Annotated in this window: 12 protein-coding genes; 11 read left to right on the forward strand and 1 reads right to left on the reverse strand. The window is 38.9% G+C overall.

The genetic code is table 11. The features are described 5' to 3' along the window. Positions 1 to 208 precede the first annotated feature (208 nt). The 11 genes from B3209_RS04550 to B3209_RS04600 all read left to right on the forward strand — a co-directional run bounded on the left by B3209_RS04550 (position 209) and on the right by B3209_RS04600 (position 17,629). Positions 209 to 874: a LolA family protein gene (locus B3209_RS04550; protein WP_296664807.1), complete on the forward strand. Its 666-nt coding sequence runs from the start codon at positions 209 to 211 to the stop codon at positions 872 to 874. Positions 875 to 877: 3 nt separating this feature from the next. Next, the gene (locus B3209_RS04555) at positions 878 to 1,993 is read left to right on the forward strand and encodes a helix-turn-helix domain-containing protein (RefSeq protein WP_296090207.1); all 1,116 of its coding nucleotides are present in this window, start codon (positions 878 to 880) and stop codon (positions 1,991 to 1,993) included. Beyond that, on the forward strand, positions 1,986 to 3,440 hold the full coding sequence (gene rimO, locus B3209_RS04560) for a 30S ribosomal protein S12 methylthiotransferase RimO (RefSeq protein ID WP_296664805.1): 1,455 nt from the start codon (positions 1,986 to 1,988) through the stop codon (positions 3,438 to 3,440). The genes B3209_RS04555 and rimO overlap by 8 nt, the downstream gene beginning before the upstream one ends. Then, positions 3,437 to 5,647, forward strand: coding sequence for an ATP-dependent helicase (locus B3209_RS04565; protein ID WP_296664803.1), 2,211 nt, complete (start codon positions 3,437 to 3,439; stop codon positions 5,645 to 5,647). The genes rimO and B3209_RS04565 overlap by 4 nt, the downstream gene beginning before the upstream one ends. Beyond that, entirely contained in the window at positions 5,644 to 6,672 is a 1,029-nt protein-coding gene (locus B3209_RS04570; RefSeq protein WP_296664800.1) for an FAD:protein FMN transferase, read from the forward strand. Before B3209_RS04565 ends, B3209_RS04570 begins: the two co-directional genes overlap by 4 nt. 70 nt (positions 6,673 to 6,742) lie before the next feature. Beyond that, positions 6,743 to 8,080, forward strand: a complete 1,338-nt coding sequence (locus tag B3209_RS04575) for a sodium-dependent transporter (protein WP_296689959.1) — start codon at positions 6,743 to 6,745, stop codon at positions 8,078 to 8,080. Between the two features lie 628 nt (positions 8,081 to 8,708). Next, positions 8,709 to 12,326 carry a helicase-related protein gene (locus B3209_RS04580; RefSeq protein WP_296664325.1) on the forward strand — a complete coding sequence of 1,206 codons (3,618 nt, stop codon included), beginning with the start codon at positions 8,709 to 8,711 and terminating at the stop codon, positions 12,324 to 12,326. Positions 12,327 to 12,340: 14 nt separating this feature from the next. Continuing rightward, a complete protein-coding gene (locus B3209_RS04585; RefSeq protein WP_296689960.1) occupies positions 12,341 to 15,661 on the forward strand; it encodes an Eco57I restriction-modification methylase domain-containing protein in 3,321 nt (1,106 codons plus the stop codon). 104 nt (positions 15,662 to 15,765) lie between these two features. Then, positions 15,766 to 16,380, forward strand: a complete 615-nt coding sequence (locus B3209_RS04590; protein WP_296689964.1) for a type IV toxin-antitoxin system AbiEi family antitoxin domain-containing protein — start codon at positions 15,766 to 15,768, stop codon at positions 16,378 to 16,380. Further along, entirely contained in the window at positions 16,370 to 17,212 is an 843-nt protein-coding gene (locus B3209_RS04595; protein ID WP_296689966.1) for a nucleotidyl transferase AbiEii/AbiGii toxin family protein, read from the forward strand. The genes B3209_RS04590 and B3209_RS04595 overlap by 11 nt, the downstream gene beginning before the upstream one ends. Positions 17,213 to 17,248: 36 nt before the next feature. Continuing rightward, entirely contained in the window at positions 17,249 to 17,629 is a 381-nt protein-coding gene (locus tag B3209_RS04600; RefSeq protein WP_414718099.1) for a hypothetical protein, read from the forward strand. Here B3209_RS04600 and B3209_RS04605 read toward each other — a convergent pair whose 3' ends face one another. After that, a complete protein-coding gene (locus B3209_RS04605; protein ID WP_296689968.1) occupies positions 17,630 to 18,487 on the reverse strand; it encodes a TaqI-like C-terminal specificity domain-containing protein in 858 nt (285 codons plus the stop codon). Between the last annotated feature and the right edge of the window lie 60 nt (positions 18,488 to 18,547).

Here is an 18,547-nt window from a genome sequence, read left to right on the forward strand (position 1 = left end):
CACGGCAATCTTGCAAAAAAAAAGTGCAATAGATTATCGGGTCAAGCCCGATAATGACATTAAATCATAAAACTCGAAATTCAGGCTAAATAAAATTCCCAAAACTTTTTTCTGAATAAAAATCACTTCGGACATTTTTCGCTGTTAAATATGCCTGTTGACGATAAAAGATTATTTTTCTACAATATATCAGTTTGGAGTACTTTAAATGAAAAAGTTTTTGTGTGCCGCAGTTTTTATGTGTGCTTTCTGCACGGCGGCTTTTTCACAGGAAATTACGACGGCGAGCGATTTCTTTAAATCTGTCAGCGACCGTTATGCGGAAATAAAAGACTATGAAGCTGACATTGACATAACAATTGACAAAAATGAAATGAAAGGAAAAATCAGTTTTAAGCGTCCAGAAATGCTTCGCATAGATTTTTCGGATCCTGCGGAACAAGTTGTTGTCTTTAACGGTGATGACCTTACAATTTATTTGCCAAGCCCGACTTCCGCAATTCTTGAACAGAATGTTACTGCTTCTGGACCAAATGCGGCTACAGCTCAGGGACTTTCTCTTTTGCGCCGTTATTACACAGTTGCCTATGAGTCTGGACAAAGCGCAGTTCCTTTGGATGAAAACAGCGATGAAATGGTTGTGAATCTTTTGCTTTCAAGAAGATCCGCGGCTGAAGCTTTCCGTACAATAAAACTTTCTGTAGATCCTTCGACAAAATTAATTCGCCGTGTTGCTGCGGTTTCAGCTCAGGACGTTGATTATATTTTTGATTTTCATAATTACAACTTGAATGTGAGTATAAGCGATCAGCGTTTTATTTATGATCCGCCGTCATCTGCAAATAACTACAACAACTTTCTTCTTTCGGAGTAATAAATGGAAAGCTACGGAGAAATTTTGCGCAATGCCCGTGAAGAAAAAAAAGTTTCCATGGAAGCGATTGAGCGTGCAACTGCGATTACAAAAAATTATATAGATTCATTGGAAAATGAGCGCGTTGAAGACTTTCCTGGAGAATCTTATTTTATAGGTTTTCTTTCAAATTATTGTGAATTTTTGGGGCTGGACAAAGATGAAATTTTGCGGCTTTATCATGCGAAAAAAATTCAGGAATCTCCAGTTCCAGTTGAGCTTTTAAAAAAGCAGAAGCCAGTTTTTCTTATTCCTGTAATTGTCGCATCTGTTGTTTTAGTTTTGGCGGCGATTGGAATTTATATTTATTTCAGCGTTTTAAAGATTCCACAGAAAAAAGAACTTAAGGCAAGAGAGCAAGTTGAAAAAGAAAAAATCCATCAGTATCAATTTACTGGCAAGCCCGAAACAAAGCGACTTTATAAAGGAGATCAAATTCTTGTACCTGCAAAACAAGGCAAGGGAAATATTATTTTGACAGTTGGCGGAACTTTAGGAAATCTTTCAATTCTTACGCCTTCTGGAAATCAAATTGTAGAGCTTAGCGAGGAACGTGATATAGATATTGACGGAGACGGATTTGCGGATTTGATTATTTATTTGAGCGATGTTTCAAATGACAATGAAGCGAACGGCGCGGAAGTGAGAATCCTTGAAAAATCTATTGAAAATTCTTTTGTTGCACTTTCAGATGGAAAATCTGGAACAGAACTTTCAGAAATTCCTGCGGCTTCGGCTGTAAAAAATAATGCAAACAGAACGGTAATTCATGAAGACACGCGCGCTTATCCGTTTACAATAAATGTTACATTCCGCGGTTCTTGTCTTTTCAGATATAAAAGCGACCGTCAAGATTATGTTGAAGGCTATTACAAGAGCGGCGAGCTTGTTACAATTACTTCAAACAACGGAACACGTCTTTGGATGAGCAACATCAACGCTTTGAAAATTCATGTTATTGCAGGACTTTCTTCCTATGATCTTGAAGTTGGGCGTGCTGGTGAAGTTCAGGCTGAAGACATAAAATGGGTTCGTGACAGTGACGGAAAATATCGTTTAGTGGTGCTTGAACTTGACTAGTAAAAAATTTTTTCTTGACCAGCATGGCTGTGCAAAAAATCAGGTTGACGGCGAGCTTATAATGAATAGGCTTTCTAGCCTTGGATTTGAGCAAGTTTTTGAACCTGAAAAAGCCGACCTTGTTATTGTAAATTCTTGTGGATTTATTGAAAGCGCAAAAAAAGAAAGTCTAGATTCCCTTATGGAAGCGCGTTCTGCTTTTCCGAATGCAAAGATTCTTTTGGCAGGCTGTCTTGCCGAGCGTTATGCGGATGTATTTAAAAAAGATTTGCCTGAAGCTGACGGAATTGTTGGAAATGGAAACTTGGAGCTGATTGATTCCGCTGTAAAAGATTTGTTTGAAGAAAAACGTCCGGTTTTAAAAGCTGAACAAAAAGGAGTTTGCTGCGGTGAGCGGAATTCTCTATTGTCTTTTAAAGGAAGTGCGTTTGTAAAAATCACAGAAGGATGCGACAACCGATGTTCATTCTGTGCAATTCCTGTTATACGTGGAAAACTTCGTTCAAGAAATTCAAATGAAATTGTTGCGGAAATAAAATCTCTTTTGGCTCGTGGAATTTTTGAAATTAATTTGATTGGTCAGGATTTGGCAGCTTATGGTTGCGGCGAAGAAGACAAAGAATTTTCTTCTGAAAAAAACTGGCATGAAATAATTTATAGGAATTTAAAAACTCCTGTTTGTGCAGAAGAAAATTTTTATGAGAAATATGGCGAATCTCCTTTGTGCAGTTTGATAAAAAAAATTTCTGCGCTTGAAGAAAAATTTTGGATTCGGCTTTTGTACATTCATCCCGATCATTTTAACAAAGACATTCTTGAAGTTATGAAAAACGACACAAGGTTTCTTCCTTATTTTGACATTCCATTTCAGTCTGGCGACGACAAAATAATACGCGCCATGAACCGAAAGGGCAGCTTTGAAAATTATACTTCACTTATAAAAACTATCCGCTCTTATTTTCCTGAAAGCTGCATACGCACAACTTTTCTTACAGGATTTCCTGGGGAAACAGACGAAAATGCTTTGCGCACAGAAGAATTTTTGCAGTCAATAAAAAGCGACTGGTCCGGATGTTTTCCGTACAGCAGAGAAGAAGACACTGTCGCTGATAAAATGAAAATGCAAGTTTCTTCAAAAAAAGCAAAGGCAAGAGCTTTTCGGCTGGAAGAAATGCAGCATGAAATAACTTTTGAAAACTTAAAAATGCGCTGCGGAAAAATTTACGATGTTCTAATTGAAGAAATAATTGAAAACAAAGATGGCACTGATGAAGGTCTTGCAATTGGACGTGCCTGGTTTGACGCGCCGGAAGTTGACGGAGCTTTTGTTGTGCGTTATGACCTTGACAATGAAAATGCCGTGAAAAAAATAATTCCGGGAGCTGTTGTAAAGGCAAAGGCTCTTGCCGCATCCGATGTTGATGTTGACGGAGAATTTCTTGAATGAACGCGGAAGATTATCTTTCAGTTTTAAATAAAGAGCAGCGTGAAGCAGTTGAACATGAGGGAAGCCCTCTTTTAATTTTGGCCGGGGCAGGCTCTGGAAAAACCCGCGTAATCACGACGAAAATTGCGTATATGATTTCGGAACTTGGAATAAATCCGGCTTCGATTCTTGCTGTTACTTTTACAAAAAAAGCCGCAGAAGAAATGAAAGAGCGTGCAATAAATCTTGAGCCGCGCGCGCAAAAATCCCACATAAGAACATTTCATTCATTTGGTGCTTGGTTTCTTCGGCTCTGTGCGGAAGATTCTGGAATTGGGCTTCAAAATAATTTTACAGTTTACGATGATGACGATGTGTGCTCACTGATTTCAAAAGCACTTCCTTCGCTTACAAAAAAAGATGCGTCGCATTATGCAAAAAAAATTGCGCTGGCAAAAGACTATTGTCTTCTTCCCGGAGACTTGGAATTGAGCCGGATTTGCGATGAGCCTGTTTTTCCTGAAGTCTATGAAAAATATCAGCAACGTCTTAGAAAAACTGGCAATGTGGATTTTGGCGATTTGATTTTGCTCCCGTATTTGATTTTAAAAGAAAATGATTTGATTAGAAAAAGTTTTCATGCGCGCTACAAAGTTATTTTGGTTGATGAATACCAGGACTCAAACGTTGCGCAGTTTAAGCTTTTAAAGGAACTTTCCGGCGTCAATGAAAATTCTGGAACTTATGTCTGTGTTGTTGGCGATGATGATCAGAGCATTTATAAATTCCGAGGAGCTGAAATTCAAAACATATTGAATTTTAAAGATGAATTTCCGGGAACAAAAATTATACGCCTTGAAACAAATTACCGTTCGACTTCTGAAATTTTAAATTGCGCAGGAAATGTTGTAAAAAATAATTCCGGGCGTCTTGGAAAAGAGCTTGTGTCTGCGCGCGGAAAAGGAAAAATGCCGGCATTGGTTTTTCTTCCGTCGCAAGATGATGAAACTGAATTTTGCTACAGCCTTATTGAGCAGGCCTTTGAGCATGGAATTCCTTATAGTGACTGGGCAATTCTTTACAGAACAAACGCACAGTCGCTGGGCTTTGAAACAGAATTTCTTCATAAAAAAATTCCTTATGAAGTTGTAGGCTCTTTGAAATTTTATGAGCGTGAAGAAGTAAAAGATATTATTTCGTGGCTTTCATTTATCGTGAATCAGCGTGACGAAATCTCTTTTAGGCGGATTGTAAACAAGCCTGTGCGCGGAATTGGAAATACAACGCAAGATAAAATAATCGAAGCTTCTGATGGAAATTCAATTTTGAATGGAGCGGAATCTTTGAAGCTTTCAAAAAAGACAAAAGAAGGATTTGATTTTTTTAAATCGCTTGTTGAAAAATTTTCCGATGAATTGCCAGATGTTCCTGTAACTTCAGAAGCGGCATTGCTTGCAGGGCAGGCGATAAACGAAAATAATATTGTTTCCGCAGATGAAAAAAAACTTTCAGAGTTTGTTGAAAAAGTTGTAAAAGAAAGCGGGCTTGAAGAATTTCACAAAGATCAGGATGAAGAAATCGGCACGCAAAAAATTGAAAATCTTCAGGAACTTGTAAACAGCGCAGTTTTGTATCCGTGCACAAAGCAAGGACTTTTAGATTTTTTAGATCACATAAATCTTGACCGCACTTTAAAAACTGAATCCGAAGAAGAAAAGCAGAAAGACAAGATTACTCTGATTACGCTTCACAACACAAAAGGACTTGAATTCAAGCGCGTGATAATAACAGGAATGGAATCTGGAATTTTTCCGCGCGAAGGAAAAACGGAGTCAGAACTTGAAGAAGAGCGGCGTCTTTTTTACGTTGGAATTACGCGGGCAAAAGACGAGCTTTATTTTACTTCATGCGGAGTCCGCCGGCTTTTTGGAAGAACAAATTTTATGATTCCAAGTCCGTTTCTTGCTGAGCTTGGAAATGAAATCCGCATACTTGGACAAAAGCCAGATTCATTTTCATCTAGCCGCACAGAAAAAAATCCACTCGAAAAAAAATACTGCCGGGGTGCTTGCGTTTTCCATGATGATTATGGGCATGGACAAATCATAAGAACTAACTATAGCGATGAAGGTGAATACGTTGTTACTGTGAGTTTTGAAACTGGCGGAATTAAAAAGTTTCTTCCAAAGTATCAAAAAAATTCTTTGCTTGTTGAAGACGATTTATGAAATTTGTTTTGCGGCTTTGTATTGTTTTTGTTTTTTTATTCGCTTCATGTTCTGGAAAAATTGAGCCAAGAACACAAACTGTGATGGACACTCTTTGTACAGTCAACGCATTTGAGGACGGAACAAAAAAACTTTATGATGAAATTTTTGAACGTCTTGCGCAGATTGAAAATGAATTCAGTGCGACTTTGCCAAGTTCTGAAATTTCACGGATAAATTCAATGGCTGGAATTTCTTCGGTAAAGACAACTGAAGAGGTTTTAAAAGTTTTAGATTTTGCTTTGAAAACTGCATGGATTTCTGATGGAGCATTTACTCCGGCTGCAGGTCCGCTTGTTGACTTGTGGGGCATAAACACAGACCACCAGAAAATTCCTTCGCAAACTGAAATAAACAACGCTCTTGAACTTGTTGATTTTGGCTGCGTTGGACTTTCCAGAAATTCAGTTTTTTTGCGGAAAGCTGGAATGAAAATAAATCTTGGCGGAATTGTAAAAGGCTTTGCCGCAGATGAACTCTGTAAGATTTTAAAAATGCACGGCGTTAAAAAAGCTGTTATAGATTTGGGCGGAAACATTTACGTTTATGGAAAAAAATCTGACGGCAGCAAATGGACTGTTGGAATAAAAAATCCAGAATCTCCTTCGGCCGCTCCTCTTTTGCGCCTTTGCATAAATGAAAATTCAGTTGTTACAAGCGGAAGCTACGAGCGCTATTTTGAAGCCGGCGGAAAAAGTTACCATCACATTTTTGATCCTGCGACAGGATTTCCTGCAGATTCTGGAATTGTTTCCGCGACTGTAATTTCTCCATCTAGCATTACGGCGGATGCGCTTTCGACTGCGACCTTTGTTCTTGGCGTGGAAAAATCTTTTAAGCTCCTTGATAAATTCAAAAAAGAATTCGGATCTGACATTTCATTTATTTTTGTCTGCAAGTATGGTTCTGTTTTTGCTTCTGCGGATTTAAAAGGCTCTTTGGAATTTGTTCAGGATGATTTAAGAAAAATAATTTTTGTTCCTTAAATTGTTCACTTGTATTTAAATATGAAAAATTTTTATACACACCGCCCCTTATTTCTGCTAAAATGGCTTTATGGCTAGAGAAAGATTGAGCAGCAGACTTGGATTTATTCTGCTGAGCGCAGGCTGCGCTATTGGCTGCGGAAACGTCTGGAAATTTCCGTGGATGGTCGGTCAGAACGGAGGCGGCGCGTTCGTTCTTGTTTATCTTGCGTTTCTTGTTGTGCTGGGGCTTCCGGCTTTGACAATGGAATTCGCGCTTGGAAGAGCGTCCCAGGCAAGCCCGGTCAGAATGTACCAGAAGCTTGAAAAGCCCGGCTCAAAATGGCATATTCACGGCTACGTCTGCCTGCTTGGAAACATTTTCTTGATGGCGTTCTACACGGTTGTTACAGGCTGGCTGATTTACTATTTTGTCTCGTTTGTCGCGGGAAAGTCAGGCTCTCTTAGCTTTGGCAAGATGATTTCAAATCCTAAGTTAAACGTGGGCTATCTTTTTATCGCCGTTGCGGTCTGCTTTTTGATTCTAACGCGGAATCTCCAGAGCGGACTTGAGCGGATTACAAAATACATGATGGTTCTTCTTTTGGTCTTGATGACAGTTCTTGCGGCACGGAGCATTTCTCTTCCGGGCGGGGCAAAAGGTCTTTCATTCTATCTCGTTCCTGACTTCAAGAAGCTCACAGTTCCGGTTGTGGTTGGAGCAATGAACCAGGCGTTCTTCACTCTTTCGCTTGGAATCGGCGCAATGTCGATTTTCGGAAGCTACATCGGAAAAGACAGAAGCCTTATGGGAGAATCAGTAAAAGTCATTATTCTTGACACTTTCGTTGCGGTTACGGCAGGGCTGATAATCTTTCCGGCGTGCGCTTCGTTTGGAATCGCGGTTGACGCAGGGCCGTCCCTTCTTTTCAACACGATGACAACCGTCTTCAACAACATGGGAGGAGGCAGAATCTGGGGAAGCCTTTTCTTTCTTTTTATGGTGTTCGCGGCGTTCTCAACAGAACTTGCCGTCTGCGAGAATATTCTTGCGTGCGTGCGCGAGATGACAGGCTGGTCGCGAAAGAAAGGCTGCGTAATCTGCGGAACAGGCATTTTCTTAATCGCGCTCACAACTGCTCTCGGCTACAACGTGCTTCATTTTCATCCGTTCGGCGAAGGCTCGGCGTGGCTTGATTTCTGGGACTTTATCGTAAGCAACAACCTTCTTCCGCTAGGCGCGCTTATTTTCGCAGTTTTCAGCTGCAGCGGCAGATTCGGCTTAGGCTGGGAAAAACTCGTTCAGGAAGCGAACGAGGGCGAAGGACTCAAAGTGAAGAACTGGATGAAGCCAGTATTCGCGTACTTTGTTCCGCTTTGCATAATCGCAATCTACATAATCGGCCTTGCGACGTTTAAGTGGAAATAATTAAAGCGAATGTAAACTTTTATACTTTACTGTCATTATCGGGCTGTCAACAGTTTGTCATTATCGGACTGTCAATAGTTTGTCATTATCGGACTTGATCCGATAATCTCCTTAAAAGCTGATTGCCCGGTCAAGCCGGGCAATGACAGTTGCTTAGAGATTGATAAACGAGTTTGGTGTGCGGATAGATTCCTGTGTCGGGGCACAGGAATGACAAAAAAACGCGGTGTCGTGGCACGGCAATGACATTCAAAGCTTATTAGACACAACATGACAATCAGCCGGATGCTTTTACAACAGCTAAAAATAAAGTAACTAAGTTACCCGAATAAAGTAACTATATTTCCAAATATAGTTACTTTATTTTAAAATATAGTTACTTTATTTGCCTAACATACTGGATATATTTTCCCCTTGCCTCTTATCCCCTGAAAAAGCTAATTAGACGATTTTTTTAGATGTATAGACTGTTTTTGCACTGCCGTTCAACAAACAAAGACTTCCGGCTTGAAGAGGAATAGAGTTCAAACTGTATAGAAAAAGATTTCAGAGTCAAAGCGAAAAATTAATAAAATCTGTGCTATAATATCATGGAAAATTTTCTCACAAACAGAACAGGAACGCATAAATGCTTAGCAATACGCTTTTAGACAATTCTCCTAATTTAAAACTTGTTGATACATTGAATGAAATAATTTGCCGCCCGGAAGTAAAAGAAATCTGTATTGCTACTGGCTATTGGGATTTGAAAGGAACGGCTTTGATAACAGATTCTCTAAAATCTTTTCTGAAAAAAGACGGAACAAAACTAAGACTGTTGATAGGTAAAGACCCTAATGTTTTTCAAAAAGATTTGACTGCTTCCGCATATAATTCAGCAAAGAAATATCCGCAGGACTATATAAAAATAGACTTGCAGAACATCGAAACGAATGACGAGCAATGCCAGAAAGCGGCAAAAATGCTGATTGACTACTGCTCAGAAGATAATCCTAAAATTAAGGTTCATATTTTCAATGTAAATGAGAATGATGAAAAGCAGTTCTTCCATTCAAAATGCTATATTTTTAAGGGCACAGATAGAACGAATTATGGAATAATTGGAAGCAGTAACTTTACAGCAAACGGTCTGCAAGGAAATTCTGAGCTTAATTATCTTGACAATGACTATTATCATATTAATGCAAGACCTAGACCTGATGAAAATGACCCGTCTAAAGGACATTATTATTGGTTCAATGAAAAATGGAATCTTTCTGGTGACTGGACAAAAGAGTTTTTTGTTGAACTTAGCAATTCGCCTGTAGGAACAAAAGCAAAAGAGAATTTTGTCTTAAAGTCAGAATCTGCTACCTCTAAAAATCTTACGCCTTACGAGAACTACATAAAACTGCTGCAAGACAAATTCGGCATGATAACAGACGCAAATTTCAAGTCAATTCTGACAGGATATTTGCCAGAAGACATCAAACCGCTGGAATATCAGCTTAATGCCGTCCAGCAATGCTATTTCTATATGATTCAGCATGGAGGTTTTGCTCTAGGAGATGTTGTAGGGCTTGGAAAGACTATTGTAGGTATCTTAATCATAAAATATTTTATAGACGTTTCCGCGTCTTTGAAAAAATCAGATAAAGTCTTAATTATCGTTCCGCCGGCAATAAAATCTTCCTGGGTGGATACAATTAAAAAATTCGACAAGAAGCAGACAGATAAGATTGAAGAGCATGTAAGATTCTTGACAACAGGAAGCCTTAATCATCTTTCTGATGATTTTTCCGAGGAAGAAATAAGCGATGCAGAAGATGTTATTGAAGAAGATAATGATTTTTCTCTAAATTCTGAAGTTAAAAAACAGGCAGTAAAAGAAATGGCGCCGGAAATGAAAACATTCTCTTCTGCCGCTGAAAACTACGGTCTTGTAATAATAGATGAAAGCCATAAATTCCGTAATTCTGGAACAGAGATGTATATTGCTCTTTCAGAATATCTTGAAAGCGTAAATGCCCGCACCGGTTATTATCCGTTCATTGGCTTGCTTTCCGCAACAATGCAGAACAACAGTCCGCGCGACATTCAAAATCAGATTTATCTTTTTGAGCATGAGCCAAAAAATTCTTCTTTTGAGAAAGTTGAAGGCCGCGACCTGGAACACTTTTTTGCAGAAATAAACAGAAAATACAAATCAATTATCCATTCAAAGAAACAGGTATTTGGCATTGAACAAGCTTCTTTTGACTCCGCCGCAAATACAAAAAAAGAACTGATTGAACTTTCAAAAGAAGTCCGCGAAAAAGTTTTAAGCGACATTCTTGTTAGACGCACGAGAACAGATATTAAAAAGCATTATTCTGATGATTTGAAATTTCCTCAAGTTCATGGTCCTGAAAATCTTTACTACACTATGGACAAGAAACTTGCCCAGCTCTTTTCAGACACGATGAATATGATTGCCCCAAAAACCGAAGAAGAAAATCCATTTGCGGCAGAAGGTCTTGGATATTACCGCTATAGGGCTACAATGTTTCTTAACAGCAAATATGAAAAGATTTATTCCGGAAGAAACATGACTGCCCAGCGTTCTTCTAATCAGCTTGCAAGAATTATGCAGATTCTTCTTGTAAAGCGGCTTGAAAGCAGTTTTGAAGCTTTTAAGGAATCTTTGAGAAACTTTCAGAGATACACACAAAATATGATTACTATGTGGGAAAATGACGCCATCTTTATTTGTCCTCAAATTGATGTGAACAAGGAACTGAACATAAAGGAAAAGCAGGCAAAAAATCCTGATAAAATTATCACTATTGAATCTTGTTTTGCTGACATAAGAGCGAAAATCAAAAAGCTCAACAAAGAAGGCAAAAATCAAAAAAATCAGAATGCTGAGTATAATTGTTCTGACTTTAAAACCTTTGGAGATGAAAAGAAAAGTTATATTGATTATTTGAAATCTGATTTGGCGAAAATCAACGACCTTGTAGAACGCTGGAACGAAAACGACTACGACCCTAAATTTGACAGATTCAAATCTGCGCTAAAAGAAAGTTCAGGCCTTTTTTGCAAGGAAAGAAACACGCCTCATAAGCTCGTAATCTTCTCGGAAGCAATCAGCACGGTCAAGTCCTTAAGCCGCGCAGTGGAAAACATCACAGGAAAAGAACCTCTTGTAATTACTGCCGCAAACCGTGACGAAAAAGAGCCTATTATCAGGGAAAATTTTGATGCAAACTATGATAAAGAAAAACAGAAGAATGACTACGATGTAATTATCACAACAGAAGTCCTTGCCGAAGGCATTAACCTGCACAGGGCAAATTCAATATTGAATTATGACACGCCATGGAATTCCACACGGCTTATTCAGAGAATCGGCCGTGTAAACCGTATCGGAAGTGAAAACAAGGATATTTATGTCTATAACTTTTATCCTTCAAGCCAGGGAGACGAGCAAATAAATCTTGTGCAGAATGCTTACACTAAATTGCAGTCTTTCCACACAATGTTTGGCGAGGACGCAAAAATATTCAGCCAGGAAGAGGAGCTTTCTGAAGGAAATTTTGAGACAATTGTTGACGGCGAGGAAAGTCCGCAAGAGAAATACATTGCTGAATTAAAAAAATATAGAGATTCAAATCCTGAGCGCTATGATTTTATTCAGAAACTTGAAAGCGCAGAAGAAAAAAGCCTTGCCCCCCTTTTGCAAGATGAAAAAGGAAACACTTATTTTGCAATAAAAGTAAAAAATAAATACGGCTGTGTCTATGTAAAAGTTGCAAAGGATTTGCAGGCTCAGGTTATCAACTACATGGATATGTTCGATTCCTGCAAATGCACGTCAAATACGGCTGAGGCTGCTTTTAACACAATCGAAAATATTGAATCAAAAAGAAAGGCTGCGATGGACGCTTATCATGTATACGAAAGCAAGCTGAGCAAGGCTAAAAACGCAAAGACTGTTGTTTCAAATGTGCTTATAAGAGCAAATGAATGGATTAACAGCCAAAAGCTTCCAAAAGAATCCATGAGTTTAATCGGGCAAGCAATGAAGTCAATTAAAGCGGGCAACACAACTCTGGCAAAGAGATTAGACAAGCTCCTTACCGAACTTGGAGAACCTGATGAGCTGCTTATTCCTGTATCTCCAGAGGATATTGTAAATATGATTAAACAAGAGCTTGGAAATATAACAGCTGCAAATACACAAAAGCATGGCGAAGCCTATATTTTCGCAGGATTCTATTACTAACAGAGGAAAAGTAAATGACAAACTTTAGACAGATTTTCGAAAATGACTGGTGCGGAATTGAAAATTTTTTGAAGGAGGTTTTATCTCCTGTTTTTGGTGACTATGAACAAGGCTATGATATTCTTACAAATGATCCAGAAGTCCGCCAAAAAGCTGAAAATTCAAACATCACAGAAATTCGCCACGCGGCTTCTTTTGATTTTTTTGGCAGCGAGTTAAAAGTATTTGACATAACAGTTGGAGATGACAAAAAACTTGAAAACAATAAGGTTGGAATTCAGGCAATTGTCCGCCAGTATATAAATCAGTTTGAAGGCGCGCTGATAATCTTCCATCACCAGAATGTGGAAAATCAGGAATGGCGGTTTTCTTATGTTGAAAAAAGAGCAAACTCAAAAGATTCTACTTCCGCAAAGAGATACACATATATTTTAGGAAAAGAGCATCCTGCACGGACTATATCAGAGCGTTTTAATGACCTTGAAAGTAAAAAGAATAAAGGTGAGACAATTCTTTTATCTGACTTGACAAATGCATTCAGTGTGGAAGCCCTTACAAAACAGTTTTATCAGGAACTGTTCAGCTGGTACACCTGGGCCTGCAAACTTTCCACCTACCCGCAAGGAAAAGGAAGCAGCGTAAAACAAACTGACAAAAACAACGAGACAAACCTTATAAGACTTATAACACGTTTAATGTTCGTCTGGTTTATCAAACAAAAAGACCTGATTCCGTCCTGGATTTTTGACGAGCAAGAACTTAAAGAAATTCTGTCAGATTTTGATTCTCAAAACACAGAAAAAGGAAACTACTACAATGCGGTCATCCAAAACCTGTTTTTTGCCACTTTGAACAAAGCCATTGCGGAGCGCGGTTTTACAGATGACGACAAAGCGTACTTGCAATACGGAATCAAGACTTTATACAGGGACGACAACAAAAAATCATTTTTCAAAGTAAGCCATGAGGAAATAATCAGATTATTCAGTTCAGTGCCTTTCTTGAACGGCGGACTTTTTGAGTGTCTTGACAAGCTTGAAACTTCTGAAAATGGAAACAATATTCAGATTTACAATGACGGTTTCAGCCGAGAAAAAGACCGGCGGGCTTTTATTCCGAACGCATTATTCTTCCAGAAAGAAAAAGATGGACACGAGGGAATTGTTCATATCCTAAACAGATATAATTTTACAGTAGAAGAAAATACTCCAAGCGATGTGCAGGTTGCCCTTGACCCGGAGCTGCTGGGAAAAGTGTTTGAGAATCTTCTTGGAACATACAACCCGGAAACAAGCGAAACTGCCCGCAAAGATTCCGGCTCGTTTTACACACCGCGCGAAATTGTGAATTTTATGGTGGATGAATCCATAAAAAATTATCTGGAAAACAGCATTAAGATTTCAAGCGAGCAGTTCAGTCAGCTTTTTGATGACAACACCAGCGAGATAAAATTCAACGACAATGGAAAAATCTTAAATGCGCTTACAAGCATAAAGGTTCTTGACCCGGCCTGTGGCTCAGGAGCTTTTCCAGTAGGAATTTTGCAGAGACTTGTCAGTTTAATAAGAAAACTTGATTCTTCTTATGATTCAAAGCAAAGTCTTTATGAGCTTAAATTGCACCTGATTGAAAACTGCATATTCGGCTCCGATATTCAGACAATCGCCGTGCAGATTGCAAAGCTCCGCTTCTTTATAACGCTGATTTGCGAACAGGAAAAAGGAAACGACGCAAAAAACAACTACGGATTTGACCCGCTGCCGAACCTTGAGACAAAATTTGTGGCGGCAAATTCACTGATTGAGATTTCTAAAAAAGAAGAAAATATGGCACTTCAACTTTTTGATAACGGAGTAAGCCAAACACGTGAAGAGTTAAAAAATATCCGAGCAAAACATTTTAGCTCACAGACAGCAAAAGAAAAAATGCACTACAGAACTCTTGACAAAGAATGCCGCGAACGACTTGCAAAACTTTTGGAACAGGACAGGCTGTACGATAACGAAGATGCAAAACAACTTGCCTCATGGAATCCTTATGACCAGAACGCGGTTGCCGATTTCTTTGACGCGAACTGGATGTTCGGAATCGAGGACGGATTCGACATTGTGATTGGAAATCCGCCGTATATCCAGCTTCAGAACAACAGCGGAAAGCTTGCAAAACTATACGAAAACCAGAATTACAAGGCGTTCGCAAAGACAGGCGACATTTACTGCCTTTTTTATGAACGCGGCTTTAACCTGCTTAAAGACAACGCTCATCTCTGCTTTATCACATCCAACAAATGGATGCGCGCAGGCTACGGTGAAAAGCTACGCGACTTCTTTGCGAAAAACGCAAATCCAAAGGAGCTTATAGACTTTGCCGGCGTAAAGGTCTTTGAAAGCGCGACAGTTGACACAAACATTCTGCTTTTCCAGAAAGCGCAGAACCAAAAGCAGACGCTTGCCTGCGTCACAAAAAACATGAAATATGATGACTTAGGAAATTTGAGCCATTTTATTCAGCAGAACTCGTCTGTGTGCGCGTTTGAAGGTCCTGCAAGCTGGGTGATTCTCTCTCCAATTGAGCAGAGCATAAAGAGGAAGATTGAGAGCGCGGGAGTTCCACTGAAGGACTGGGACATTTCAATCAATTATGGAATAAAAACCGGCTACAACGATGCGTTCATAATCAGCGGAGCAAAGAGAGCGGAAATTCTTGCGGAGTGCAAGACAGAGGAGGAGCGGCGGAAAACAGATGAGCTTATACGGCCGGTTTTGCGCGGCCGCGACATAAAGCGATACGGGTATGAGTTCGCGGATTTGTGGCTGATAAACACGCACAACGGAATCAAGGAAAAAGGAATTCCAAGAATCGACGTTGAGAAAGACTATCCGGCGGTGAAAAAACATCTGGATGGATATTGGGACAAAATCGAGAAAAGGGCTGACCAGGGCGATACTCCGTACAATCTGCGTAACTGCGCGTATCTGGACGATTTTTTTAAGCCAAAGATTGTGTGGGGAAACTTGAATTTAAGGGCGGCTTACGCCGTTGCCCCGGAAGGAATGTTTGTGAATGCTCCGTGTCCGATGATTGTTCCTGCTGACGAATATTTGCTGCGTATTCTGAATTCCAAGCTGGCGGATTATTATATACGAAGCCTTGGCGTTACGAGGAACGGCGGATATTTTGAGTACAAGCCTATGTTCATAGAAAAACTTCCTGTTCCACCAAAAAAAGGAAAAAGCCCATTTTCGGAAAAAGACAACGAATCACAAATAGACCAAAGAGTCTATGAACTCTACGGACTGTCAAAAGAAGAAATTGATTTTATCGAGCGTCAATGAAACAGTTTCATCTTGTTCATTTCATATAAAGAAAACAATTATATTCTATTCATCTAAAATTACTTCTTGTGTTTTCAACCAAAAAATCATAAAATAAGTTGTAAATGCAAGAAAATACAAACTCGTCAAAACTAGGCGATATTCTCAAGAAAAATGGCGGATATATAACCCGCAGGCAGGTTGACCAAAACGGAATCCAATCCTGGTTTCTTACGGACTTTGTGCGCAAAGAAAATCTTGAAAAACTTGCGGCGGGTTTCTATGCAAAACCAGACTGGATTGCAGATGATTTTCTTGTGTTCCAGTATAAATATCCCAAATTCATCTTTTCTTATGAGTCAGCCCTTTACCTTTTGAATCTTGCGGATTCTCTTCCTCAAACTTTTGAAGTAACCGGACCGAAAAATTACAGACCTTTCAGTCCCAAGGAAAATATTGCGATAATTCACACGGACTACAAAAAAGAAACTTATGAGCTTGGAATTGCGGAAGTTGAAACAAATCTAGGAAATAAAGTTCTTGCATACAATGCGGAAAAAACAGTCTGCGACCTTATCCGCCGTTCAGAAAAAATCGATTCTGAAATTTACACAAAAGCCCTTTATAACTATTCAAAACTTAAAAACAAAAATCCGAGCCGGCTTATTGAATACGCAAAAATAATGGGAATACAAAAAAAAGTCTATGACACAATGATGGTGGTGCTGAATGAACTATAGCAAAAATTCTGTGCAGGCCCGCATAAAAAATCTTTCCGCAAAAACAGGAGCAAGCGCGAATGTTCTTCTTGCGACATATTTTTTCGAGGCGTTCTTGTACAGGCTTTCAAAATCTGATTACGCTGAAAATTTTATTTTTAAGGGCGGATTTTATCTTTCATCGGTTATAGGCGTGCAAAACCGTTACACGCAGGACTTGGATTTTAAGCTGGCTGGAGAAGACCTTGAAGAAGAAAATCTTGTCAAAATTATAAATGACATAATCTCAAAAAATGCGGATGACAATATCTCTTTTGATTTCTCATCAATTGAGCCTATACGAGGCGAAGACCAATACGGCGGTTTTACAGTAAGCATTATCGGACATCTTGAGAATATCCGCCAGACAGTGAATATAGACATAGCAACCGGCGACCCGATAACTCCTGCCGCAATAACATACAATTATAAAAGACTGATTGCCGAAGACATTCTGAACTTCAAGGCATATAATCTGGAGACAATTCTTGCTGAAAAATTGCAGACAATTTACAGCAGAGGACTTTTCAACAGCAGAAGCAAGGATTTTTACGATGTCTATATAATCCATAAACTAAAAATGAATGAAATAGACTATGGAAATTTAAAAGAAGCGTTTGCAAAAACTTGCGAATACCGGAAAACTCATTTTTTTAAAGAAGATGTAAATAAGCTTTTGAAAGAACTAGAAACGGATATTCAAGCTCTAAACCGCTGGAAAAACTACGCTAGAAAAAATTCTTTTGCAAAAAATATTTCATTTGAAACAGTCATTGAAGCGTGCAAATTTATGACGAATATTGTTTTCGAATGAGTAAAATTTTTCGACGATTTTTTTAAGCAAAAGATTGTGTATCCGAATATGACAAAATTTTTGCCTTTTGTTTATGATGATAAAGCGTTTTTGACTAACCAAAAATGTTTTATCATCACAGGAAATGCAATGGCTTTTTTAACTGCGTTTTTTAATTCATCATTATTTAAATATTGTTTTAGGGAATCTTTTCCTGAATTGCTGGGCGGTACAAGAGAATTAAGCAAAATATTTTTTGACAAAATTCCTGTAATACAAGTTGATGAGAAAACGGAAATAAAATTTAAAACAGCAGTTTTGGACATTCAGTCAGAATATACAGAGTCTAAAGCAAGAGAAATTGATTCCATGATTTTTGACCTATATAATCTTACAGCAGAAGAACGAGATGCAATTGGTTATATTACAATAAAATAGCTATTTTATTATATTCAAAACCTCCTGTTGTTTGTGCTTGATGGCTTCTCTTATAAAGTCAATTTCTTTACAGGAGAAACCAAACGCTTCATATATTTTCTCGTCAACAGTTTTTTTTGTAACTCCTTTTGTCAGTTTTGGAAGAGGAATATTTTCAACATATTGCTGACGCATTTGAAATCCTCCGTTGTCTAAAACTGCTACATTATTGAAAAAATACCAAGCGGCAAATTCGGAATTCAATTCATTGACAAGAACTTCTACATTACTGCCTGAGAAAAAACACAAGCTGTCTACAACAAAATAATCTCCGCTTGTAAAACAGAAGCGCGGGAAATTATTTATGTCATTTTTTGAAAGCCTCATCAATCTTGACCACACAATCTTTGGCTTAAAAAAATCGTCCCAATAACTGATACTGTCCTGTGTCTCGAACCACTTGTTGTTTGTCTTTTTTCTTGCTTTAATTTTCTCTCCGTTCACAATATATTCTTTTCCAGTTTGCTCCAGTCGTTCAATTCCAAAAGAAAGAAGATAGTTTTTTACAGCAGGATATTCTTCAATATTGTAATGCATTGATGGGAATGTCGCGATTAAATACAAATCCGCGAACTCATACCCGTATCGTTTTATGTCGCGGCCGCGCAAAACTGGCCGTATAAGCTCATCTGTTTTCCGCCGCTCCTCCTCTGTTCTGCACTCCGCAAGAATTTCATCTCTCTTTGCTCCGCTGATTATGAACGCGTCGTTGTAGCCGGTAAGAACCCCGCGGTAAATATTTATGTCCCAGTCTTTCAGTGGAACTCCCGCGCTCTCAATCTTCCGCTTTATGCTCTGCTCGACTGGGGAGAGAATCACCCAGCTTGCCGCGCTGCCGAATGCGCAGGCTGACGAGTTCTGCTGAATAAAATGGCTCGT

The organism is Treponema sp. UBA6852 (assembly GCA_002449305.1).
Lineage (GTDB): Bacteria > Spirochaetota > Spirochaetia > Treponematales > Treponemataceae > Treponema_D.